This window comes from Maribacter chungangensis (assembly GCF_042676845.1).
In the GTDB taxonomy this organism is placed as follows: domain Bacteria; phylum Bacteroidota; class Bacteroidia; order Flavobacteriales; family Flavobacteriaceae; genus Maribacter; species Maribacter chungangensis.
Map to the genome: position 1 here is coordinate 36,884 of NZ_JBHTHY010000028.1, position 25,324 is coordinate 62,207.

Sequence of the window (25,324 nt, forward strand, 5' to 3'; positions counted from 1 at the left end):
TTCTACCAAATGAAAATGGGAATATTGGTCTCTTTCTTTTTCATGACGAAGCAGTATAACAAAATACCGATACGCTTGTGAATGTTTGCGCGCTGCGGTTCGCATGATGAAAAAGCCTAAAATTAATACTGTTCAAGATAACAGATTAGCATTAAAACCCTTCGAAACAATGATAGGATTACTACCTTTAGAAGTAAATTTGGATGGCCTTGTCTATTTTTTGGGACTTATAATGTTCGGCCCAGCTTTACTATTCCTAATTATAGGAGCCATTCTTTTTTCGAAAGAAAAGAAAAAAGGCGGAAAGATTTTTATGATCCTTGCCGGCGTGTACTTAATAATTAGTTTAGGAACGTGTGGGGCATTAATGGCTGCCAATTAACCCTGTTATAATTCCAGGTTCAGTCATAAAAAGAATCAAAAAAACGAAATAAGCAAAACCATGTTTTTTAATATTTTGCATCTAACCGGGGTCATATTTTGCCTGTTTACGGCATTATTGATTTGGTTTCGTTTTAACAAACACAACTCACTGTCAGGAATATTATTGGGGGCACTTCTTTTCCTGATAGGATTTTGCAACTCTTTTTATTTGTTGATACTTTATGGGGTTATCAACCATTTTCCTTACTTGTACAAAGTTCCCGCTCCCCTTACTTTCTTGATTTTTCCACTTGCCTATCTCTATATAAGAGCAGTACTTCATGGGGAAAAGAGACTGAAATTACGGGATGGACTTCATCTCATTCCATTTCTATTCTTTACTATAAATTACCTTCCGTTTTATCTGATGGACCTGAGCGAGAAAACAACTTATGTTTGGAACATAACCCAAAACTTTGAGCTTAGCTACAGCGGACAGGATGGAATGTTGCCAGAATGGTTCAACATAGTTTGCAGGGCTGTTTTATCCGTATGTTATCTACTGCTACAATGGCATTTGATCATTTCATTTTTTAAATCACATGCCAACCAAGGCTCACGTCAATTTAATACCGTAAAAAAATGGGTGTTTAACTTAACGACTATTCAAACAGTCTATAATACCGCCCTGCTGTTTTTATATATTTTCAATGCCTTATCGGCCATGGATTTTATTGCCAACTTTAATGAGTTTAAGTATGTGGTATCCTTTTTAGTGAACGGTAGTTTTTTGGTCTTGGCCTGTTATCTCTTATGGAATCCGCATTTACTTGTTGGCCTACCAAAACTGCACCTTAAAACAGAACAGCCCGAAAACGTGCTGCCCTTGAGTAGGATTCATGCTTTGATCGTAGAACAGAATAGCTTTTTAAGTCCGATACTTACAGTTCATTCCCTCTCCAAGGCAATAGGCGTGCCATCACGAAGAATATCCACCAGTATCGGACATTCCAAATACAGTAATTTCAACGATTATATAAACCATCTACGTATATGTTATGCGGTAGAGAAAATTAATGAAGGCTACTTAAAAACATACTCTGTAGATGCCTTATCGGAAATCTCGGGATTCAATTCCAAGAATGCTTTTTACAGGGCCTTTAAAAAAACGCATGGTTGTACCCCCTTAAAATATCAAAAAGCGTCTTAAATTCTATTGCGCTCCTCTACCCGTTTTCGTTTTTTATTGTTCCGGATCTTGGTGTTCCCAAAGGCATATCTGAAGCCTAGCACTACCAGTCTATTCTCTCTCCTAATGGAAGAGGTGTTGTCCTGGGTTAAATATTGTCTGGAAAAAAAGGGGTTGCCTTGATTAAAAAGATCGTCTACCGTTAGCGATACACTAGCGTTCTTGTCCCAGAAACTTTTTCTCACAAAAAAACCAAACTCGCTTATACCGTCCCTTCTGGAGTTTCCTATGACAAGGGGCGAAAAATAGGAAAGAACAATATCGGCATACAAAGAACGATCTTCTAAAAAGGTATAGCTCTGGGTGGTCCTAAACTGGGTGATCCAAGCCGTGTTGCGCAATAGTTGTCCGCTATCCAAATCCCGGAAATTATTTTCCGTAAAATAATAGTTGAACATGATGTAGGAAGACCATCTATTGGTCATTGCCTTATTAAAGTTGGTGTCTACCCCGTAACTTATGGTCTCCTCCAAATTTGTAGCGATAAACCGCAGTAAATTGCCCTCATTATCCTGGTTTACCTGTTGTAAAAAATCATTGTTACGCCGGTTATAAAAAGGACGTATGGTCAAGTTTTTATTAAAAATGTACCCCAACGAAACAAAATCGCTAAAACTGGGAAGTAGATTAGGGTTGCCCTCTACAACGGTATTATTGTTTTGAAAAAACTGAAAGGGATTTAACCACCCGTACCTTGGGCGGGTGATACGGCGATAGTAATTAAACTTAAATTCATGTTTCTTTTTATGGGTATATAGTAATGAAAGTGACGGAAAAAATTCCAGGTAATCGTTTATATTGATTTCCGTGTCCGTATCCAACTTACTTTCTGTCTCCGTATATTCTGCTCGTAAGCCCATATTTAACTTTAGGTTGTCCCAATTGTTGTTTAGGCTAAGGTACCCGGCAGAAATGGCCTCGTTGTAAACAAACTCACCTGTTTCGGTAGGATCTATTCCCGGTTGGCTTCTATCAAAACCTTGTTGGTCTATGGTATTGTCCGAGCTTATTTTCGCATATCTAAGACCTGTTTCCAGTTTAGTATTATTTCCCAAGTTGGTGGTAAAATCGGTTTGTATACTAAACAACCCTGTGTTTTGCAGTGTTTTGGTTATAAAATCGTTCGCTCCTGTTACATTTTGGTTGGCATCAAAAAAATCGGTTTCGATATCCTGCGCGCGATCATATTCATAATATGTGTAGTGTGTATTAAAAGAAATCTGTTTTCCTTTTTGCTTGAACTTATGAACCCAATCCAAATAAACTGACGCGTTATATAGGTCAAAATCGGAATCGTTTTCGGTATCAAAACCGGTAATTGTATTTGTCTGGTCGCTATTGATTTCGGTCTCGGAAAAAGAGAACCTATTTACCTTGGGCGCGAGGGAATTAATAGTAGATAGGCTTATGGTATTGCGCTCGTTCAGATGATAATCAAAAAACGCACTTATATTATGCTCTTGGCGCTTGGTAATCGTATTTTGTTCTGCCGTCCAAACAGAATTGGGTGTGCCATTTTCAAAGAAATTGGTGACATCCGTATACCGCACCAGATCTTTGTTTTTCTGAAGCGAGTAGGCCAATGAAAAATCGGTTTTGTTGCCTTTAAAAAAATGGTCCGTGCCTAGGGTATGTTTGGCAAAAACACCTTGGGTGTATCTGTTGTAAACAGATCCGTTATAGCCTGCCACCAAATTGGACTTCATTTTTATATCGATAAGAAGACCGCCCTCTGCACTATATTTTACTGGTGGGTTGGTAATGACCTCAATGGCTTCTACCTTGCTTGCAGAACTGCCGGACAATAGGTTGATGATATCCTTTTCCGGGATGTTCACCTTTCTTCCGTTGATCAGGATCCCTATATTTCCTACATTATTAACGGTTAACTTATCGTTGACAATGACAATACCGGGTGTACGTTTTAAAACGTCCCAAATATCACTATCCGATAAAGCGGTGGTTTCGATGTTAAAAACATAACGGTCCGCCAGCTCCACGAGCCTGGGTTTTTGCGAAACAACTACCACCTCGTCCAGAGCTTGCGCATCGTTCGAGATAATCAATGGACCAACATCTAGGTTGTCCGTAACAGAAATATTTAGGGTTTCAGAGGTGTTTTCGATATAACTGGCCAACAGTAAATAATCTCCGGTTGTAACATTGGTCAATTTAAAACTTCCGTTCGCATCCGTGGTTGCTCCTTTTACCAGCGTACTATCCATAGTTCGTAGTAGCACATTGGCAAATACGAGCGGTTTTTCATCGGCATCATAAACCGTTCCTTGAATGGTAAAGTCTTGTGCGTTCAATGCAAAGAAGTAGAAAAAAGAAAAAAGAAAAAAAGCGGATTTCATTATCGGTTAGGTGGTATTTGGGATAAAAATAGACAATGGATGCTGAAATATCTTACAAAATTTGATGAATTGTTAGAAATTTCCAAAAGCCCCTTACTCGGAACTAAGGCGGTCCCGTTCGTTCTTGTCTATTTCCCGGTCATTATCTTCCAGCCTAAAGTTTCCAAAATTATAAGTAAAACCAAGACGCACATACTGTGTTTCCGGCACCAGCAAATAGCCGTTGTCCTGATTCAAATACTTGGATACGACCCGTGCATTGGCTTTCCCCAGAGCGTCGTTAACGGCAAGACTTACCAAAGCCCTTCTGTTCCAAAAAGACTTCCGTACCCCAAAGGTAAGGTTGGTGGTTTCACCCATAAGATAAGACCCGGTCAAAAAACCCGATAAGTAAGTAATACCTAGCTCCCCTTGAAAAGTGCCATCTTTGGAAAGCGTAAGGTAATTGGTGATGTCCGCATAAAAACCATCAATTTCGTTCTTAACTGGAATAGTACCGCTCTCCAGCGCCAAAAAGGTCTCGTCTTCATGAAAAATGGAAATATAGCTATACAGGTACCAGTTATCGGTAATGGATTTTCCGTAATTAAAATCGAAGCCGTACGAGGTGCTTTCCAAAACATTTTGGGAAATGTCCCTTAAAATTTGGTTTTCATTGTCCTGAAACGAAAGTGTAGAGATAAAATTACCATTGTCCCTATAATAAAAATCAAAAAAGAACTCTTGGTTCAAGGTGTAATTTAAGTTAAAATTATGGCTGAAATTGGGGAGCAGGTTAGGGTTGCCTTCTATAAAACTATTCTCGTTGATAAACGTCCGGAACGGGTTGAGGTCTTGGTACCGTGGTCGTCTTAGTTTTCTGGAATAATCAAAGGAAAAGCTATGGTTCTCGTTTCTGTTGTGCAACAGATAAAAACTGGGGAACAGCTCAAAATACTCCAAACGGTTACTGGTAGACAGGGCTGCGGAAGTTCCCGTGCTTTGTGTGTGTTCTGCCCTAAGCCCAGCCTTTATGCTCCATTTTTCCCAGTCGTGCGATAGGCTGGTATACGCGGCATATACATTTTCGTCATATAAAAAACTATCGCTCAGCGCCGGATCCAGTACCAGACCGTTGCTCGCAGAAAAATAATCCAAGGTGCTTTTAGATCGGATAAAAGAGCTTTTTAGACCGGCATCTATGGTCGTTGTTCCTAAGGTTCCGGCATAATCTGCCTGCGCCGTGGCTATTTCTATATCTTGGTCGGCATCGGTTACAAAACTAAAATCCCTGATAAAAGATCCATCGGCATTAAAATACTCTGAATTAACGTTCTGTGTTCTAGAGAGGTCAAATGCCGTATAATGGGCGTTTACGGATAGGGAGCCGTTTTCCTTGAACCTGTGCTTATAAGTAATATCTCCGGATAGGTTGTTCTTTTCCTCATCCTCGGGGCTGGCCGTCGTAAAGGTAGAATCGATGGCGTTTAGCCTATTGCGCATTACGGTAGTCTGCCGGTTATCATATTTACGGTATGGGGATAGTTGTGCGTTTGCCGTAAAATTGAGCTCGTTTCGATCATTGAACTGGTAGTCCGCCACAAAACCTGCCACATGACTTCTAAACTTTTCGGTGGTATCAAAATCTGTTGCCCACCTAGAAAAAACGCCGGTATCGTTTATAAAATTGGTCTCGCCCTGTAAATTGCTGAAATCCTTTCTTGGGGCAAAGGAGTAGCTAAGGTTCAGGTTTAGTTTCTTGGTCTTATAAAAGTGTGAGGTGCCAAAAATGTACTTGGAAAATATTCCTTGCGTATAGGAGGTATTCAAGTTGCCCTTGTAGCCTAGAGAAATATTCTTGCTGGTGATGATGTTGAGCACCGCGCCGCCCTCGGCATCATATTTTGCAGGAGGGTTGCTGATGACCTCAACGGATTTTATGTTTTCCCCTTGATAGTTTTCCAAGAGATTTCGTACTTCCTCTGCCGATAATTGCACCTTGCGGTCATTGATATATACCGTGGCAGCTTGGTTCCTAATTTGCAGTTCGTCCTGCATGGCAATGACCCCTGGGGTTTGTTTTAAAATGTCCCAAGAACTGCTTTGTGACAGCACGGTATTTTCCACATTAAACACCAAACGATCTACTTTGCGCTCTACTTTTGGCCTAGTTGCGGTCACTACTACCTCGTCCAAGGCTTCGGACTCTTGTGCTATGATTACGGCGCCAATGGTAATATCCTCGGAAATATCCAATAACATATTTTTGGAAGTCCAACCTATGTAACTCGCCTGCAGTAGATAAAGACCTTTAGAGATATTGCTTAGTTCAAAGCTTCCAAATTCATCTGCCGATGTACCTTTGACCATAACAGAATCCGAAGAACGTAACAAAAAGACAGAAGCAAAGGGAATAGCCTCGTTTTTTTGGTCTCGTACCTTTCCCTTGAGTCCATAGGATTGTCCTATTACCGCCTGACCATAAAAAAAGATCATAAATAAAAGAAAGGGCAAGGATTTCACTTTACATCTGGGTTGGTTATCAAATCTAACAAAATATTATGGCTTTTCTGTATAAAATGTGTAATCCCTTCCTACGCTCCTATTCGCTCAACAACACCTTATTTTCGGTATACTAGCTCAAAATTACGCCGTAAATTAGAGTATATTTGCAATTGCTTTTACAGCACAACGATATACCGTGCCGTTAAAGCGTATATATTTTAGTATCTATTGCTATGAAAAACATAAGAAACTTTTGCATTATTGCCCATATAGACCATGGTAAGAGCACCTTGGCCGATCGCTTGTTGGAATTTACGGGGTCTGTTTCCGATCGCGACAGTAAGGCCCAGTTATTGGACAGTATGGATTTGGAGCGGGAACGCGGCATTACCATAAAAAGCCATGCCATTCAAATGGAGTATACCTATAAAGGAGAGGACTATATTCTTAACCTTATAGACACCCCGGGACATGTTGATTTCTCCTATGAAGTATCCCGTTCTATAGCTGCTTGTGAAGGCGCTCTTTTGGTGGTTGATGCGGCTCAAAGTATACAGGCACAAACAATTTCAAATTTATATCTGGCGCTGGAAAACGACTTGGAAATCATCCCGGTACTCAATAAGGTAGATCTGCCAAGCGCCAATCCAGAAGAGGTAACGGACGATATCGTAGATCTTTTAGGTTGTAAAGCCGAGGAAGTGATTCCGGCCAGTGCAAAGACAGGTATTGGAATAGAAGAAATATTGGCCGCTATAATTGAGCGCATCCCTGCACCTTCGGGAAACATCGATGAATCCTTGCAGGCCTTGGTCTTTGATTCGGTCTACAACCCTTTTCGTGGTGTAGAGACGTATTTTAGGGTGATTAACGGAGAAATCAAAAAAGGACAAAAAATTAAATTCGTAGCAACGGATAAAGATTATTTTGCCGATGAAGTGGGAACTTTAAAATTGACACAACAAATAAAACAAAGTGTTAAGGCAGGAGATGTGGGTTATTTAATAACTGGGATAAAGGATGCACGGGAAGTGAAGGTTGGCGATACCATTACGGATGCTGCCAACCCCACAAAAAACCCGATTGGCGGTTTTGAAGATGTAAAACCGATGGTTTTTGCCGGAATTTATCCGGTAGACACCGAAGAGTTCGAAGAACTGCGAAACTCTATGGAAAAGCTACAACTAAACGATGCCTCCTTGGTCTTTGCCCCCGAAAGTAGCGCGGCACTGGGCTTTGGTTTCCGTTGTGGATTTTTGGGAATGCTACACATGGAGATTATTCAGGAACGATTGGAGCGGGAGTTCAATATGACGGTAATTACTACCGTGCCCAATGTTTCCTATCATGCGTTTACCCGTAAAAATCCCGATACCCCTTTGATCGTAAACAACCCAACGGATTTACCGGACCCGTCCAGCATAGACCGTGTTGAAGAGCCGTATATAAAGGCCACCATTATCACAAAATCCGATTTTGTGGGCAACGTAATGTCGCTCTGTATCGAAAAAAGAGGGCAGATTACCAACCAGACCTATTTGACCACCGAGCGTGTAGAGTTGAATTTTGATATGCCCCTGGCCGAAATTGTTTTTGACTTTTACGATCGTTTAAAAACCGTCTCCAAAGGATATGCTTCCTTTGATTATACCCCAATAGGCATGCGCACCTCTAAACTGGTTCGTGTAGATATTCTGCTGAACGGACAACCCGTAGATGCCCTTTCCGCTTTGATACATGCGGACAATGCCGTACACATTGGGAAGAAGATGTGCGAAAAACTAAAGGAGCTCATACCAAGGCAACAGTTCGATATTCCGATCCAAGCCGCTATCGGGGCAAAAATTATATCCAGGGAAACCACTAAAGCCCTACGTAAAGATGTAACCGCCAAGTGTTACGGTGGTGATATTTCCCGTAAGCGTAAACTGTTGGAAAAGCAAAAGAAAGGTAAAAAACGTATGCGCCAAGTGGGGAACGTAGAAGTACCGCAGGAAGCCTTTATGGCGGTGTTGAAGTTGAACGATTAAATAGTATTTACATTTGCTCCAGCCACTTTCTAAAGCCAGGGTTAGCGCCAGCGTAACACTCGTCCCGCCATGGCTGTTCTAATGGTTGTCTTTCAGAAAAACTACCATAAGTTGGTCGTTCAATTCTTTTATACCTTGCCGAAAAGGGATAACCATTTAAGGTTATAGTCGGAAATCATAAGCAGATTCGGGTTACGATCTTTACGTTCGAATGCGCTGGAGAAAAGCTTTTTCGATAAAAACCATGGGGACTTATTGTTTACTAAAAGTATCCTGTTATATCAAAATATGCCTCCGGGAAACCCATAAGGGAATTTATGCGAAAATAAACCGTAGATTTTGAATCAAAAAAGGAATAAACCTACATTAATCGAAAGAGCTTTCTTCATTTTTTAACCTGTTGCATTTTTAAAATTGAACGATTAATTGGATATTTGTCTCTTAATTCCCCTTATACAGATGACCACCTATATTGCACAATTTACGGCCAAACACCGAATAATTCAGGTAGCGCAAAACACTATTTTTACTTGGCAACAAGAAAGCGGTGATATAGACACCGACTTATTGGGTCCAAAAATCATTAGGGAATCGTCTATACACTTTTTTCGAATGGTTGCTGGCGCAAACTATGAGATTTCAACGGATGACATATCAATTACTGTATTAAAAACAGAAGTATTTAATGGTTAATACAGGCCAATAATTAGTTTTTCTCAAAATTAAAAATCGGCAGGTCTAAAAAACAACAAAACCGGAACTCCATCTCCAATAGATAGATTTCCGGTTTTAGTATTTCAAAAAGCCTATTTACGGCCTTTTTAATTCGATAGTAATCCACAACCTTGTTCCAGTGCCTCCACATATTCTGCTGCAGACTGCCCTTCTAACTGCTCTCCTGATATCACTTCTGATTCTCCACCTCCAGAAACTGTAACAGTTCCATCTCCGTTATCGCAAGCTTCAATAGCGACTCCTAATAAATTACATGAGGCACATTTGTTCTCATCATCATCATCGGAACACCCAATAAATCCAAGACATACAATTGCCATTATACTAAATACTAATTTTTTCATTTGATCGGTCTATTTAATAATTAAGAAGACTAAGCTAAGGCGGTTAACCATGTTACCCTAAGATTTGTTGTGAATGTAGGAAAATACGTTGCGAAGAACGGTGTGTTGGGTCTAAGTGATTAAAACCCTCCTGCTTACCCGCGAACTCATGGTTTGCTCATTATAATAAGGGAAAGGCCTGTCCACGTGTATTTACCCCTCCATTTTATTTTGTTTAGAACTACTTAAAACAACACTATACGCCAAGTAAAGAGACCTATTTGGCTAGGATTGCAGCTTCTTGGCCGTGCCTTTTTTGGTTTCGTCCGGAAACATTTTTCCCAAATACGACAATTTATAGCCCTCTTTTATATCAGAAAATTCTTTACTGAAAGCGGAAATAATCTTTAGATCGCCACTAGGGCTTTTCAAAAAGAGGGGCACAATGTCGGGATCCGCCTTGGTAATCTCTATTAGACCTTTATAATGTTCGGTGTCCTTTAAAGCAATTTCATGAATTGCAGGGTTTTTTCTTGCTGCTTCCGAGAGTTTTATAAAATCGTCTGTGTGTGAAAAGAGCCCTTCTTTCGGATTGTTTTCCGGGTCGTTCATTTCATCGGCGTCGACCAATCTAAAAGATCCATTTTCACCATAATCCTTCTGAAACTTGTCTATGGCATACTTGTTAATGTCCGAATTCCCGGTCAAGGCCATTAAATAGCCAACATCGCTCAGTTCTATATAATCGCTAAGCGAATCGGCATATATATTGGCGGAAAAAGCCTCCAGACCCAGCTTGCTTGCCTTTTTTACATTGGTCTCGTTATTGTCTATAAGAACTACGTGCCGGTTATTGCTCTGTAAATAGTTGGCAATAAGCCTAGAAACCGAGGAAGCACCAATGACCAAGATGCCTTCCGATTTGTTCAAAAAGACCTTTACCAGTTTGGCAAATAATCGCGCCGTAGTGGCATTGAGCAATACCGTTCCCAAAACGATCATAAATACGAGCGGAGTAATATACTCTGCCCCAGGAACCCCCCTGGCAATTAATTTAGATCCAAATAGCGATGCGATACCGGCCGCAACGATACCTCTTGGCCCTACCCAACTTATAAAGAGTTTTTCCTTTAATAATAAATTGGAACCGGCCGAACTTAAGAAGACCCCAAGAGGCCTAATAACAAAAACGATGATGGCAAAAAGGACTATGGTTTGCCAAGTTAGTAAAAGTTCAAGGTCGGATATATTGATGTTGGCGGACAATAGGATAAACAATATGGATATGAGCAAGACACTAAGCGATTCCTTAAAATATAAAAGTTCCTTTCTATTGGGAAGGTCCATATTTCCCATAACCATTCCCATGACCACAACGGCCAATAATCCAGACTCGTGCGCAAATATTTCCGACTCTACAAAGACCAATAACACTACCGATAATGAAACAACGTTTAAAAGATAGTGCGGTATAAAGTTCTTTTTAATGGCAAAAGCCAAGCCATGGGCAAATGTAAAGCCAAAAGTGAACCCAAAGAGCAATATTTTTCCAAACTCGATCAAAGCCGTCAAGGTATACCCTTCGCCTCCACCAACACTAATAAACTCAAACACCAATACTGCCGCTAAAGCGCCGATCGGGTCTATTAAAATACCTTCCCATTTTAAGATCGTAGAGACGTCTTTTTTTAATGGAATGTTTCTAAGAATAGGTGTAATTACCGTGGGACCGGTCACGATAATCAAAGCGGAAAACAAAAAGGAAATCTGCCAACTCAGCTCAAATACAAAATGCGCGGCCAAGCCCGCAGCCAAAAAAGTGACCAAAGAGCCCAAGGTTATCAACTTTGTAATTACAGGGCCTACATTCTTTATTTCGGACCGCTTTAAGGTAAGTCCCCCCTCAAAAAGAATTACGGCAATTGCCAAAGACACAAAATAATACAATCCATCTCCAGGAAAAAGTCCTTTTTCCCCGGTCCAAATAGGCTCTATAAGTTTTCCTCCGTCTTCTGTATATAATGTCGCTAAAGGCCCAACAATTAATCCGATCAGGATCAAAGGTAAAATCGCAGGTAACTTTAGACGCCAAGCCACCCATTGCGCTACAATACCTAAGATGATGATTCCAGCAAGTTCTAACATAATATACGTTTTGGGTAAAAATAATAATTTAAGAAGCTAGAATAATCGAAATTCCGACCAAAAAGCAACAAGTTTTTCAGTACCATCACCCTTAGGGCAAGGTAGGTTTGAAACCTAAACACAGATTTTCCCTACTGTTGTCCCAAAAACAAAAAGAAAGAAAAAAGCTGGAACGCCTTTTTTAATCCTCCTAAATGCTGAAAACATAATGACGACCTATTAAACAAAAACGCTAAAAATAGGCTTTTTTATCCTAGTCCTAAATGATAAACTATTCTTAATACTATTAGGGTTTCATCAGGTTTTGTTATTTTGCCCCCTATGACTATTTACCCCATAGAAACCGGTAATTTTAAGTTGGACGGAGGCGCAATGTTCGGCGTGGTTCCCAAGACAATATGGCAACGAACAAATCCGGCAGATGCCAATAACCTTATAGATATTGCCGCGCGGAGTATTTTAATAGAGGACGGTGACAAACTTACCCTTATAGATACAGGATTGGGAAATAAACAATCCGATAAATTTTTTGGGTATTATAACCTCTGGGGCGAATATAATTTGGACACCTCCTTGGCCGCACACGGTTTTCATAAAGACGATATTACCGATGTTTTTATGACCCATTTGCATTTTGATCATTGTGGCGGTTGTATACAATGGAACAAAGACAGAACCGGGTACGAGCCCGCTTTTAAAAATGCGAAATTCTGGACCAACAGAGACCATTGGAAATGGGCTACGGAACCCAATGCAAGGGAAAAAGCTTCCTTTTTAAAAGAGAACCTCTTACCTATGCAAGAAAGTGGTCAGCTCCATTTTTTGCCACTGAACCAACTTCCGTTTTGCGAAAAATCGGCTCTTGGGTTTGGAATCCATTTTGTAGATGGCCATACGGACAAGCAAATGCTGCCTCAAATTACCTACAAAGGCAAGACCATTGTTTTTGTTGCCGACCTGATACCTACCGTAGGTCATATTCCCCTGGTTTATGTCATCGGATACGACACCCGCCCCTTGATCACGCTTAAGGAGAAAGAGGTTTTTTTGAACTATGCCGCGGAAAACGAGATCTACCTGTTTTTTGAACATGATGCCCATAATCAACTATGTACCGTAAAGCATACGGAAAAAGGGGTTCGTTTAGATACTATTTACACTTTTAATGAACTCTTTAATTAATATCTTTGTTCGTTTATAGATCAAAAAAACATCCTTGTTAAAATCATAACGTGCACATAAACTAAAAAGACATTGCATTAACACTAACACTTATAAATATGACCAGTACTATTTCAAAGTCCGTTTTTCTCCTTTCGTTATTTGCCCTTGTAGGTTGCGGCAGTACAGGAGGATTGGTTCTTACCCCCGTTGAAAATATAGACACAACTCCCTTAAAAATATCTGATCTTACCACCGCCGAAAAACAGAACTGGGGGCATTTGGACCTAGTTTCGGACACTATTCCCGGTATGAGTGTAGACAAAGCTTACGAAGACATCATCAAAAATAAAAAAGGAAAAAAAGTTATAGTTGCCGTCTTGGATTCCGGTATGGACCTTAGCCATGAAGACTTGAACGATGTGCTTTGGACCAACAAAGGTGAAAAGCCGGGCAACAACAAGGACGATGACGGTAACGGGTACATAGATGACATACACGGATATAATTTTTTAGGCGAGTCCTATAACGAACAACTGGAGTATACCCGAATGCTACGCCTGAACATTGGCGATGAGGCCACACTGGCAAAGGCAAAGGCAAAGCTGGACAAAGAGTATCCAAAAGCTGTACAAAACAAACAACAGTACGAACAAATTCTGCAAGCGGTAAAAAATGCGGACGCAGCCGTAAAAAAAGAATTGGGAAAGGACAGCTATACCAAACAGGAAGTTGCGGCCATAAAAACAACGAACGAAGGGATGTTAAGGAATAAGGCCATCCTTGCTCAAATGTTCGGAATTAAAGAAACCATTCCCGAAGTAATTGAGGAGCTTGGCGATGGAATAAAATATTTCACGGACCAACTTAACTACAACCTCAACAAGGATTTTAACGGTAGGGAAATTGTTGGTGACGACCCCTATGATTGGAACGATAACGACTACGGTAACGGCAACCCTAATAACCGTGTAGACGACGAAAGCCATGGAACCCATGTAGCGGGAATCATTGCTGCCGAACGCAACAACGGTATAGGAGCCAACGGTGTGGCCAATAATGTGGCCCTAATGAGCATACGTGCCGTGCCAAATGGCGATGAGTACGACAAGGACATCGCCAAGGGAATACGCTATGCCGTGGACAACGGTGCTAAGGTAATCAATGCAAGTTTCGGAAAATCGTTCTCCCCTAATGCCCAGTGGGTGTACGATGCCTTAAAATACGCCGCAGAAAAGGATGTGCTTTTTGTGCATGCTGCAGGCAACGATGGTGCAGATTTGGATGACCCGGCAAACCCCAACTTCCCGAACGACCAAGTAAACAATGGTCAGGAATTTTCGGACAATGTAATAACTGTTGGAGCCTTAGACCCAAAATATGGCTCGGAACTTTTGGCCTCCTACTCCAACTACGGTAAAATAAACGTGGATATTTTTGCTCCCGGTACGGATATCTACTCCGCATACCCAAATAACGAATATGAGTATTCGCCAGGCACCTCTATGGCAGCTCCAGCGGTTGCAGGTGTTGCTGCTTTATTATTTTCCCAATACCCAAACTTGACCGCCGCACAGGTAAAAAAGATTATTCTGCAATCTGGTTTGCCCATAAAGGCAAAAGTGGTCTTGGGCGGTGATAATACCAAAACGGCTACACTACAAGAAATTTCCGTATCCGGTAAAATTGCAAATGCCTATAACGCGCTTATAATGGCCTCCAAAGTCGCAAGCGGTACGCTTCAACTATAATTTTAAAAATATGAAAACAATGCGATTACTAACAACGGTACTTCTTGTTCAGGGATTTGTGCTATCTGCCTTGGCACAAAACACCAATGCCTATTGGCAACAACGTGTAGACTATACCATGGAGGTAGCTATGGATGTAGAAACCTTCCAATACACGGGAACCCAAAAACTGGTCTACACCAATAATTCTCCCGAAACATTGGATAGGGTCTTCTACCACCTGTACTTTAATGCCTTCCAGCCCGGAAGTGAGATGGATATGAGGTTACAGAGCATCGCAGATCCGGATAGCAGAATGATGACGCCGGACAAAAAAAGTCGTATTTCCCTACTGTCCGAAAGTGAAATAGGTTACCTGCACGCGGAGAGTTTAACCCAAGATGGGCAAGCCGTTACATTTAATGAAGAAGGTACTGTACTCGTTGTCAATTTGGCAAGCCCCATAGCCCCAGGTGCAAAAACAACCTTGGATATGCGTTTTAAAGGGCAAGTACCCCTTCAAATAAGAAGGTCTGGTCGCAATAACAAGGAAGGCGTTGCCCTTTCCATGGCACAGTGGTACCCAAAATTGGCCGAATACGATTTTGAAGGCTGGCACGCCCATCCATATATTGCCCGTGAATTTCATGGCGTGTGGGGAGATTTTGATGTAAAGCTTACCATTGACAAGGACTACACCGTAGGTGGTACGGGCTATTTGCAGAATCCACAAGAGATTGGACACGGCTATGAGGCCGAAGGCACCAAAGTAAAAAAGCAAAAAGGGAAGACTTTAACATGGCATTTTAAGGCCCCGAAGGTGCATGATTTTATGTGGGCGGCCGATCCGGATTACGTACATGATACCTTGCAAATGGAGAACGGTCCTACCCTGCACTTTTTGTATAAGGACAATCCTGAAATCAAGGAAAACTGGAAAAATCTTCAGCCAAAAACAGCAGATGCCATGCGGTTCTTAAACGCGGCCATTGGAGAATACCCTTATGAACAGTATTCGGTTATTCAAGGCGGTGATGGTGGTATGGAGTATGGAATGAGTACTTTGATTACCGGTGAGCGAAAATTTGGAAGCTTGGTAGGCGTAACGGTTCACGAACTGGCACATTCCTGGTTTCAGTTTGTATTGGCCACCAACGAGTCCAAACACGAATGGATGGACGAAGGCTTTACCTCTTTTATCTCCAGTCTCTGTATGAACGAAATCATGGAGCAGAACAAGGCCAACCCTTTTGAGGGGTCGTACAGGAGCTACTTTAACTTGGCAGCATCGGGCAAGGAACATCCACAGAGCACTCATGCCGACCGCTATGAATACAACGCGGCCTATGGAGCTTCGGCCTATAGTAAAGGAGCCATCTTTTTAGCGCAGCTGGGCTACGTAATCGGTCAGGACAAACTAATGGAGACCCTAAAGAAGTACTATGCCGATTTTAAATTTAAACACCCTGTTCCCAATGATATCAAGCGAAGCGCGGAAAAAGTATCGGGCATAGAGCTGGATTGGTACTTGACGGACTGGACACAGACCACCAATACCATAGACTACGGAATAAAAGAAGTGACGGCCGATGGTTCCCAAACCAGCATCACCTTGGAGCGCATTGGTTTAATGCCCATGCCTATAGATATTCTGGTCGTATACGAAGATGATACCCGCGAAACTTTTTATGCGCCCTTACGCATGATGCGAGGCGAAAAAGACAACCCGTACCCGGCCATTACGCGCACGGTATTGGAAGATTGGCCTTGGACCAACCCTACCTACCGGTTTAACATCTCCAAGCCCATTGCAAGCATCAAGGCCGTTATGATAGACCCATCACAATTAATGGCGGATGTTAATGCGGAGAATAACCTTTGGCAAGCAGGGGAATAGGTTTGAGCGGTTGGTTTTTAAAGCACGGTTAATTTATTCGTAACAAAAGAGAAGTGCTTCGCCTAACAATGACCTAATTACTTAGTGCTTAGGTCATTGTTAGGCATTTTTTTGTTGTAGGAGGTGTAAAACTTGAACTGGTATAACGTTTTTGCGCTAGCTTTACCTCCGGTAGTGTTGCCTATTATGACCTATACCAGCCTTCGTTGCGGTACATGGTGTTTTTTGCCGTTAATTCCCTATTGTACATAACTACCTCAACGTCGTTTTTCTGCTGTGAACGGTAGCCCAATAGATGAAAAAAGGATTTTGCAAAAAAGCGCGCAACGGAAAGATTCACCAAAAGTGCTTCTTTTTTAGGGCCTTCCCAAGAGATGCCGGGAAGGTACACCAACAGGTGATCAAATTTTATCCTTCTAAGGGCTACGGACCATGCCAAAGCACATTTTGAAATTTCACTGATCAAGAAAAAACCCTCCGCACCTTGTTCTTGGTATAAAGGCATAAAGAGCATTGTGTCTCTTTCTGCCCGTACTTCTTTTTCGTCTTGGTATGCCAAAAGCATACCCTTTTCCACTTTCTGAAAACTCTCGAAACCTGGCAACATGGCAAAAACCGTATCTGGTTTCAATACGTGCCTAAAGGCCACCTCATAAAAAGTGCTGTTGTTTTGCGCAGACAGGCTCAGTTGCTTGTAATGTCCTTCAAAATTGGGAACCGTCTCTTTTTGTAATACACCTGCAAAGACCAGGCATAGCCAAAAAAAAGATATACTATTGGTTATGGAAATTTCCTCGTTATGTTGGCCAGATTCAAAGCCTAGGGATACATAACCAAATTGGTTCATCCTGCTCAAAAGAGGGCCTTCCAAATATTCCTCAATACCCAAAATAATCGGGACCGGAAACTGTTGGGAAAACTTTCTGTTGATCAAGGCATCGTTAATAGTGATAAAAGGTAGGGTTTTACTGCTGGTGGTATGAAAATCGATAAAATAAAAGGGAGGGGACTGCTCTTTTAGCAGTTTGGTAAGGGTGTGCTTAATATCCAACAATTCCATTTCCTCGGGTCCCAGTGTTTCATGGGGTTTGTTTTCGATTTCGATTATTTGCGCATGGGTCCAAAGGCGATTTAAATCGGCATTAATAAAACGCTTCTTTTGAAGTAGCGCAGGTATATTGCCGCGTATACCACAGATAGTACCCTTAATTTCTAGGGGTATTTCTTGCAAACGAAAAAAAACATGTTCCAGGGCTTTAACCCCTGCCGGCTCGTTGCCATGGATACCTCCAAAAAAAACTACGGTCGGTCCTTTTGTATTTCCCTCCAGTTTACCTATGAATCTTGTATTTTTAGCTATTTGAACTTGCTCCTCCGACGGTTTTAGCATACTTTAAAGGTCTTTAGTGGTAATGATTCCCCTCAGTTTTTTCCCTTCCACTACCGGTAGACAATTGATTTCTTTTTTTTCCATCAATGCATGGGCATCGGCGAGCATTGTGTCTTCTGTAATCGTAATAAGTTCGGTTCTCATAATATCGGCCACGCGGCTGTGTAACCTAAGCGCATCGTTGGAATGGTCCCTAACATCTGTCCACGTTAGCAATCCGGTTAAATCGCCCTTTACGTTTACAATGGGTACATGGTGAATATTTTTCCACTTCATCATTTTCAAGACCAGGGCGGCACTATCGTTTTCCCCTGCTGTAATAAGTTTGGTATTCATAAACAGGCGTACCGTTTTAGCTGCCTCCGTTGGTGTATATTCGTTTCCACGTACCGCTTGCCAAGCATCTATGGTATACCCTTTTTGTTCGTTTGCGTACATGCTTGCCGTAAGTATACGCAGGGCTTTGGGTGTCTTATGTTTTTCTTTCAGGCTTCTTAGATTTTGAACGATCCAGCGTGCTCCGTTTTTTCCTTGGGTCCGTTTCTCTATGATTCCCAAATACTTTTCCACATCTTCCGAAGACACCTTCATGGCATATAATCCTCTATAAGCAATAGGAAGCAACTCGTGAAGCACCAGCTCACTACAGGGGGTTAACGTACCGTTCCAATACAACTGTGCGGCATTCCCGTATCTTGCCGCGTTGTAAAAGTTGCTCTTTACGTCCTTAAAATTCATCTTCTTGGGTAAATTATCATAGGTTTTTGGTCGCCCACGCATTAAGCCTACCCAAAACATAAAGTTTGCAATCTCGTCTGCCGTAGTTGGTCCGGCAGGCAGGTAACGGTTTTCTATACGGACATGGGGCTTCTTATCCGTAATACCGTAACAAAGCCTGTTCCACTTATACACCGTACCGTTGTGTAACTGTAAGGCTTTGAGTTTAGGAATACGCCCTCCTTCCAATTCTTCCAAACTGTTTGTATTAAGCGCCATTGTAACCAAACTGGGAAATTCTACGATACTATCACGATAAAAATCTACAATGGATCCCTGTACCCAATCTTTTCCGAAACCCACCCTTGCATCATATTCGTTGGGCAGATAGGTACTCCCTCTCGTGTCTACACTCTGTGTGAAAAGGGCAATGCGAGATTCTTGCCACAGCTCCCTTCCAAGAAGTACGGGCGAATTTGCACAAACGGAAAGAATAGGCCCGGCAATGGCCTGTGCCCAATTATAACTGTTCGCAAAATCATCCGCATTAAGCTGCAAATGACCTTGAAAACTGGTATTACACCCCTCCAAAAGAATGGAGTCGTGCCTTAGGTTGAGTTCGTCTACCCCCTTAAGATGCAGGTACAGGTCGTCTCCCCTTAGATCACAGATAATACTGTTCAAAACCTCATACCGCTTAATGGGTGCCATATAACCGATTTCCAAATGCCTGGGGTCTATGGTCGGTAATATTCCCGTGAGAATGATTTTTAACCCTTCTTTATCGGCTTTCGCCCTAGCCTTTTCCAGTAGCGTTGTTAACTGTGCGTGCATTTCTGAAAAGCAAGTATCCGCTAAGACCAAAGGGTCTAAATTTACCTCTAGATTATAGCGTGCGATCTCTGTTGTAAAATGATCGTCATTGATCGCTTTCAATACTTCCATGGCCTTGTCGGAGGGCTCCCAGTTATCATCTACCAGACAGAATTCCTGTTCTGCGCCTATTCGTATTACATCGTTGGCGAACATACCCTTGGCGAGCATAGCTTCTAAGGCCTTTACATCACTTAAAAGATGTCCTATATAGTGGGCCTTGGCTGCACTTCCCTCCAATCTGTCTATTTTAAGCTCTCCCATACTATAAGGATTGTTACAGAAATGATCTTTTTCCAAAAAATTAGCATCTTCTAAAATAAGGACTTCATCAAACAAGAACTATGACAATTGTCATAAGGATAAACTGCCCTTTTATATGTAATTTTACCATTGTATGCAGTTTACCTTTCCTAAAAAAGAAAAGCTAAAAAGTAAGACACGCATTGCGCAACTCTTTTTAGAGGGAAAGACAATTACCGTCTTTCCGATTAAATTAATCTACCTAAAGGTTGATCAGCAGGATGCCGTTGTACAGGCTGGGGTGGCGGTGCCAAAAAAAAACTTTAAAAGCGCCGTAAAGCGCAACCACCTTAAACGACTTTTAAGGGAGGCCTATAGGTTAAACAAAGGGCTAGTTGTTAACAATACGGAGGACAGCTTTGCGTTTCTATTCTTATATATTGGTAAGGAAACACCTCCTTTTGGTATTGTAGAGAAAAAAATGACGCTTTTGTTGCGTAAATTTAATGCTCGTACAACAGAAAAAGCGTCCTCTGCCAAAGACGACATAAAAGAACAATAGTTGAGAATAACAGGAAATACCATTGGTACTGCCAATGTTTTATCCTCCCTCTCACAAATTAAGAATATATACATGAAAACAGTACTTAGAAAAAGAATGCTTGTTCCAATTATAGCGGTTACCTTTCTTGTAGTAGGCAGTAGTTTTAAGAGCGACTTTTTTGAGATCGCCAAACAGATAGAGATTTTCACTACCCTTTTTAAGGAGCTTAACATGAACTACGTGGACGAAACCAACCCGGCCGAGTTGATGGATACCGCCATAAAAAACATGTTGGAAGACCTGGACCCCTACACCAAGTTCCTAAATGAACAGGACGTTGAGACCTATCGCATAAACAATGCCGGGGAATATTCCGGTATTGGTGCCCTTGTGCGGTCCTATAAAGACCGGTTGTTGATCGTGGAACCCCATGAAGGTTACCCTGCGGACAAAGCCGGATTAAAGGCCGGTGATGAAATCATTCAAATCGGCGATATTAAAGTGGCCGATTTTGAGGATAATGCCAGCGAACTGTTAAAAGGAGCCAATAACACATCGGTTTTCATTACCTATAAGCGCCAAGGCAAAATAAGCAGCGCTACTATTACACGGGAGGGGATAGAAGTAGATGCGGTTCCTTTCCATAGTATGATCGACGACAAAACAGGCTATATCGTATTATCCAAATTCAACGCTAAAGCATCCGAACAGACCAAGTCGGCCTTACTGGACCTAAAAGGAAAAGGTGCCGAAAAAATTGTATTGGATCTCCGTGACAATCCAGGCGGACTCCTATCCGAAGCTATAAACGTGACCAATCTTTTTGTGCCAAAAGACGAGCTAATCGTTACCACCAAATCCAAGGTAAAAAAATTCAACAGGGAGTACAAAACCAAAAATGCTCCCGTAGATACTGAAATTCCTTTGGTAGTGCTCATAAACGGGAGAAGTGCCTCTGCCAGTGAAATTGTATCCGGTAGTTTACAGGATTTGGACCGGGCGGTAATCATGGGCGCTCGCAGTTTTGGAAAAGGACTGGTACAACGCCCTTTAAAACTCACTTATGGCACCCAGTTAAAAGTAACGATTTCCAGATACTACACCGCTTCCGGTCGCTGTATACAATCCTTGGATTATTGGAACAGGGACGATGAAGGCAAAGCGGTTCGCAACACCCAATTCAACGATTTTACCACTCGTAACGGCAGAAAGGTGCAAGACGGTGGCGGCGTATTACCGGACATTGAGATTGCTACGGCCAAAACGAACGACCTTACTAAGGCCTTATTGCAAAACAACGTAATATTCGATTATGCGACCAAGTATCATTACAGCAATACCTTGGAGGCCATTGATAACTTTAAGTTCTCAAATGCGGACTTCAATAATTTCAAGGATTTTGTAAGACAGAGTGATTTTTCATTTGAGACCAAGGCAGAAGAGGCAATTAAAAAAGCACTTTCGGGGGATGAAAACGATTTCTTGGGCGCCGAAGTTAACGAGAGTTATAAAACCCTCTTGGCGAACATTGAAAAAGGAAAAGTAACCGCACTGGACAAGTACCAAGGTCAGATTCAAAAAAACTTGGAAGATGAAATCGTAAAACGCTATTTCTACAGAAACGGATTGTATACCTATTACCTCAACCATGATGATACCATTATGGCGGCAACGGAACTATTGGGTAATGAAAGTAAGTATACGGGAATCTTGGAGTAAAGTTATAGTTCCAAGGCCATATATTTGTCCTTTTACAATTCAATAACCTCACAGTTAAAAAAATTACAACAACCACAGTAAAACCATAGATTGCACCTGTTAAGTAAGGCTTAATGGGGTTGGTTATTTTAAATTGGATTTACATCAAAAATATGAGGCTGAGCGCCCGCCTAAATGACAAGCCAAGCTGGCAATCGAAGTCAGATTTTGCCAATAAGCATTCTCTCCATAATCTTCGGGAGCGCTCGTACTGACAACAGTAGTTTAATTTGATATACTGATTTTAAGTGTATTACATTGTTCAAAATATCTGTATTTATCTACTCACCTCTATTATTTTTTTAAGTTTAATATGCCTAAAATCGATTGGTTGGCCTTCGCTCTGCAGGGCGATAAAGCCTTCTTTTAACAGTTGTCCGTCCGGTTTCATTTTGGGGTCGTAACCTTCCACCACACCACCGCCTACCTGCGGCTTCGTATACTCCAAAACGGTTTCGCCGTTGATGATATGCGTAACCAGACCATCGCCCCTAACAATCAGTTCTGCCCTTACCCATTGGTCACCATAATAGGTTTTTGACGTAGAATTGATACAGTGCCTTGGGTCTACTTTTCCTTGAAACACCACATCTGTACCAGGGGAACACATGTTTCCGGTGGGCCTGGATTTAGCTTCTTCAATACCTGCCAAAAACTGCATTTCTACGGAAATAGGCCAATTTTGTTCCTTTAGCATGGTTTTAGGGTCTTGGGAATGGAACATAACGCCGCTGTTCTTTTCCACATAACTTGGTGCCCCGGGGTGCGTTTCCCCCACAAAACGATATTCCATGCTCAAATGAAAATAGGAATACGGGGTGTCAAAATACAAATGTCCAAAGCGGTCGTTGTAATCGCCCTCGTACTTATCATAGCGCACCTTTATAATGCCGTCCTCTACCCTAAAGGTATCCCCATAATTATCGCCTACCTCGTAATGGTGTATTTTAACCGTCCAACCCTCTAGGTTCTTTCCGTTGAAGAGTTCTTGCCATCCGTCCTTGGAAGTAAGGGTTTTATTGCTTCCACAGCTCGTGCAAAAGGCAAAAAAAAGTCCCAAAAATGGTAAGGCAAAGAGCTTCTTAACACTATTTGCCCTGAAAAAAAACAACTTCATGTCTTTCTATTTTGAATTTTAACCCCAATATACCATATCTTTTTTTACTTTAACTTTATGAATTTCGGTAAAAGTAACCTCAACTTTCCATAAAATGGTTTATAAACCTTTTCTCCTCATCAGTTTGTCCCTTGTGTTTTTATCCTGTACCGAAAAAACCATAAAAGAAGGTCAATTTAATCTATTGCCAATACCCCAACAATTTGAGATTACAGGGGTTAGCGATTTCAATTGTTCCAATGTCATGTCCTATTTTAACAAAACCGGAGGGTGGCTTCCCGTTTTTGACCAACAGTTGGATCACCTGAACGAGGCGGGCTCCGAGAAAAGTGCTGATATTATGCTGCGTTTGGACAATGGCCTGGACCTAAAACCGGAAGGTTATACCCTTACCATTAACAACGAAAAAATTACGATTACCGGAAAGGACAACGCCGGGCTTTTTTATGGTATGATGAGTTTAAGCCAGCTTTTGGAAGATGCCTGCGAGCAAGAAGCAAACCTACCCTTAACTACTATTACGGACTATCCGGAACTGGCCTACAGGGCCATACATTTAGACGTTAAACACCATCTTGAAAAAACCGAGTACTATTACACCTTGATCGATAAGCTAGCGCGATACAAGGTAAATGGCATTATCGTAGAAATGGAGGACAAGCTTAAATTTGAACGCCAACCCCATGTGGCCTCCGCCGATGCGCTGTCCATTGAAGAATGGAAAGACCTACACGACTATGCCACCGCTAGGCACATCGATTTTAGCCCGTTGATACAAGGGTTGGGCCATGCCTCCTTCATTTTAAAACATCCTGAATATGCAGAACTACGTGATAACGTGGAGAGCGACTGGGCCTTTAACCCTTTAGACCCAAAAACATACCAGGTTCAGTTCGACCTTTATCTGGATGCCATGGAAGCCACCCCTAACGGCAGGTATTTGCACGTGGGCGGGGACGAGGTGCACACCACGGGAAGGGATAGCGGTATGTCCGCCTTGGAACTGCAGTTGATCTGGTTGGGAAAAGTAAGCGAGTTTGCTGAAAAACATAAGCGCATCCCTATTTTCTGGGACGATATGCCCCTAAAACAGGCCGATGTTTATGACCCTATGTTCGAACCGGAGCTCACCCAACAAGAGGTGGACAGTATTTGGGCCAAGAACGAACACAAATTGACGGCTTTTTTAGACCGGTTCCCAAAAAACTGCATCTATATGCGATGGAACTACAGAACACCAGAGGCAATTGGCAACACCAAGGCCATGGAATGGTTCCGCGGTAACGACCTTAAAGTCATGGGCGCCACAGCAGGGCAGACCCGTTGGGTGTTAATGCCGCAGGAAGAAAGTAATATGGAGGCTATTAAGACCTTTGCCGTCAACTCCATTAAAAGTGGCACCAATGGGTTGCTATTAACGCTCTGGGACGATGATTCGCCGCATTTTGAACTTTATATGCGCGGCATCCTCGCTTTTTCGGAATACACCTGGTCCGGTGAAAAGCGAAATAAGGATGCCATTAAGTCCGCCTATAGACAACGGGAGTTTTCTCATGCCGTGGCAGATTCTTCCTTTGCGTTTATAGACGAACTGGAACAGCCTGTGGCCTTTTGGAAAAATGCCCTGTTGAACGGGAATAAGCGAAACTATCTCTCCTCCATGGAAAACCCAATACAAGAGGGTGTAATGGACCTTCCTCAACCCGATGCCCAAGGTGCCTGGAGCAAAAAACATGCAGAGCGCCTAACCGATGCGGCAAAGTTTTTACAGCGTACGGACAGTATTGCCAAAAAAATAGCCTTCTTGCAAACCAAGGCCGTGCGCAACCACTATGCCCTGGAAGTATATGAACAAGTAAACCTTATGGCCGGTTTTGCCCCCAAATTACTGCTGGCCCTTAAGCATTACGACAGCTCGGCCACACCTAATGAAAGATGGGAAGCCCTAAAACACCTCAACGGATTACAGGAAGAGTTTACATCGCTACGCAAAACATTTGAAAACGTATACGCCAAGACACGCATTCTGGAAAAACCTGAAACCTATATCTTAGATCAGGACCATCACGTGCATTTGGCCAACCAGTCCGTAAACTTCGACTGGCAGTTCATGGGAGAAATGCTGTTTTTTGAAAAACTGAACAAGGAACTAAAGAACGCTATTTATATGGAAAATGCCGATAAATCGGTTAAGTAAATACCTGGTAA

Annotated in this window: 17 protein-coding genes; 10 read left to right on the forward strand and 7 right to left on the reverse strand. The window is 42.0% G+C overall.

Annotation, left to right across the window (positions count from 1 at the left end; translation table 11 throughout):
- Positions 1–85 precede the first annotated feature (85 nt).
- Together ACFQZJ_RS19425 and ACFQZJ_RS19430 are read left to right on the forward strand one after the other, a co-directional pair.
- On the forward strand, positions 86–382 hold the full coding sequence (locus ACFQZJ_RS19425; protein ID WP_379936636.1) for a hypothetical protein: 297 nt from the start codon (positions 86–88) through the stop codon (positions 380–382).
- 249 nt (positions 383–631) lie between these two features.
- The gene (locus ACFQZJ_RS19430) at positions 632–1,573 is read left to right on the forward strand and encodes a helix-turn-helix domain-containing protein (protein ID WP_379936637.1); all 942 of its coding nucleotides are present in this window, start codon (positions 632–634) and stop codon (positions 1,571–1,573) included.
- Here the strand turns inward: ACFQZJ_RS19430 and ACFQZJ_RS19435 are convergent.
- A complete protein-coding gene (locus ACFQZJ_RS19435) occupies positions 1,570–3,969 on the reverse strand; it encodes an outer membrane beta-barrel protein (protein ID WP_379936638.1) in 2,400 nt (799 codons plus the stop codon). The two genes, ACFQZJ_RS19430 and ACFQZJ_RS19435, sit on opposite strands and share 4 nt — an antisense overlap.
- A gap of 93 nt (positions 3,970–4,062) precedes the next feature.
- Complete coding sequence (locus ACFQZJ_RS19440; RefSeq protein ID WP_379936639.1) at positions 4,063–6,444, reverse strand: TonB-dependent receptor domain-containing protein; 2,382 nt, start codon at positions 6,442–6,444, stop codon at positions 4,063–4,065.
- Between the two features lie 242 nt (positions 6,445–6,686).
- On the opposite strand from ACFQZJ_RS19440, the gene lepA reads away from it, so the two are divergent.
- Together lepA and ACFQZJ_RS19450 are read left to right on the forward strand one after the other, a co-directional pair.
- Positions 6,687–8,483, forward strand: coding sequence for a translation elongation factor 4 (gene lepA, locus ACFQZJ_RS19445; protein ID WP_379936640.1), 1,797 nt, complete (start codon positions 6,687–6,689; stop codon positions 8,481–8,483).
- Positions 8,484–8,942: 459 nt separating this feature from the next.
- The gene (locus ACFQZJ_RS19450) at positions 8,943–9,176 is read left to right on the forward strand and encodes a GTP-binding protein LepA (protein ID WP_379936641.1); all 234 of its coding nucleotides are present in this window, start codon (positions 8,943–8,945) and stop codon (positions 9,174–9,176) included.
- Positions 9,177–9,304: 128 nt separating this feature from the next.
- On the opposite strand, the gene ACFQZJ_RS19455 is transcribed toward ACFQZJ_RS19450, so the two are convergent.
- Together ACFQZJ_RS19455 and ACFQZJ_RS19460 are read right to left on the reverse strand one after the other, a co-directional pair.
- Positions 9,305–9,538, reverse strand: coding sequence for a hypothetical protein (locus tag ACFQZJ_RS19455; RefSeq protein WP_379936642.1), 234 nt, complete (start codon positions 9,536–9,538; stop codon positions 9,305–9,307).
- A 288-nt stretch (positions 9,539–9,826) separates the two neighbouring features.
- Positions 9,827–11,686: a cation:proton antiporter gene (locus ACFQZJ_RS19460; protein WP_379936643.1), complete on the reverse strand. Its 1,860-nt coding sequence runs from the start codon at positions 11,684–11,686 to the stop codon at positions 9,827–9,829.
- A gap of 321 nt (positions 11,687–12,007) precedes the next feature.
- On the opposite strand from ACFQZJ_RS19460, the gene ACFQZJ_RS19465 reads away from it, so the two are divergent.
- The 3 genes from ACFQZJ_RS19465 (at position 12,008) to ACFQZJ_RS19475 (ending at position 16,474) form a co-directional block, all read left to right on the forward strand.
- Positions 12,008–12,868, forward strand: a complete 861-nt coding sequence (locus tag ACFQZJ_RS19465) for an MBL fold metallo-hydrolase (RefSeq protein WP_379936644.1) — start codon at positions 12,008–12,010, stop codon at positions 12,866–12,868.
- Between the two features lie 98 nt (positions 12,869–12,966).
- A complete protein-coding gene (locus tag ACFQZJ_RS19470) occupies positions 12,967–14,598 on the forward strand; it encodes a S8 family peptidase (protein ID WP_379936645.1) in 1,632 nt (543 codons plus the stop codon).
- Between the two features lie 10 nt (positions 14,599–14,608).
- Positions 14,609–16,474, forward strand: a complete 1,866-nt coding sequence (locus ACFQZJ_RS19475; RefSeq protein ID WP_379936646.1) for a M1 family metallopeptidase — start codon at positions 14,609–14,611, stop codon at positions 16,472–16,474.
- A gap of 184 nt (positions 16,475–16,658) precedes the next feature.
- Here ACFQZJ_RS19475 and ACFQZJ_RS19480 read toward each other — a convergent pair whose 3' ends face one another.
- The gene (locus ACFQZJ_RS19480; protein WP_379936647.1) at positions 16,659–17,864 is read right to left on the reverse strand and encodes a succinylglutamate desuccinylase/aspartoacylase family protein; all 1,206 of its coding nucleotides are present in this window, start codon (positions 17,862–17,864) and stop codon (positions 16,659–16,661) included.
- A gap of 3 nt (positions 17,865–17,867) precedes the next feature.
- Complete coding sequence (locus ACFQZJ_RS19485; protein ID WP_379936648.1) at positions 17,868–19,793, reverse strand: CBS domain-containing protein; 1,926 nt, start codon at positions 19,791–19,793, stop codon at positions 17,868–17,870.
- 58 nt (positions 19,794–19,851) lie between these two features.
- Between ACFQZJ_RS19485 and rnpA the strand changes: the two genes are divergently transcribed.
- Both rnpA and ACFQZJ_RS19495 read left to right on the forward strand, forming a co-directional pair.
- Positions 19,852–20,259, forward strand: coding sequence for a ribonuclease P protein component (gene rnpA / locus ACFQZJ_RS19490; RefSeq protein ID WP_379936649.1), 408 nt, complete (start codon positions 19,852–19,854; stop codon positions 20,257–20,259).
- 72 nt (positions 20,260–20,331) lie between these two features.
- Positions 20,332–21,960 carry a S41 family peptidase gene (locus tag ACFQZJ_RS19495; RefSeq protein WP_379936650.1) on the forward strand — a complete coding sequence of 543 codons (1,629 nt, stop codon included), beginning with the start codon at positions 20,332–20,334 and terminating at the stop codon, positions 21,958–21,960.
- A 316-nt stretch (positions 21,961–22,276) separates the two neighbouring features.
- On the opposite strand, the gene ACFQZJ_RS19500 is transcribed toward ACFQZJ_RS19495, so the two are convergent.
- Positions 22,277–23,116 (reverse strand): 3-keto-disaccharide hydrolase, encoded by an 840-nt coding sequence (locus tag ACFQZJ_RS19500; RefSeq protein WP_379936651.1) that lies wholly within the window; start codon positions 23,114–23,116, stop codon positions 22,277–22,279.
- Positions 23,117–23,210: 94 nt separating this feature from the next.
- Between ACFQZJ_RS19500 and ACFQZJ_RS19505 the strand changes: the two genes are divergently transcribed.
- On the forward strand, positions 23,211–25,313 hold the full coding sequence (locus ACFQZJ_RS19505) for a beta-N-acetylhexosaminidase (protein WP_379936652.1): 2,103 nt from the start codon (positions 23,211–23,213) through the stop codon (positions 25,311–25,313).
- Positions 25,314–25,324: the final 11 nt, after the last annotated feature.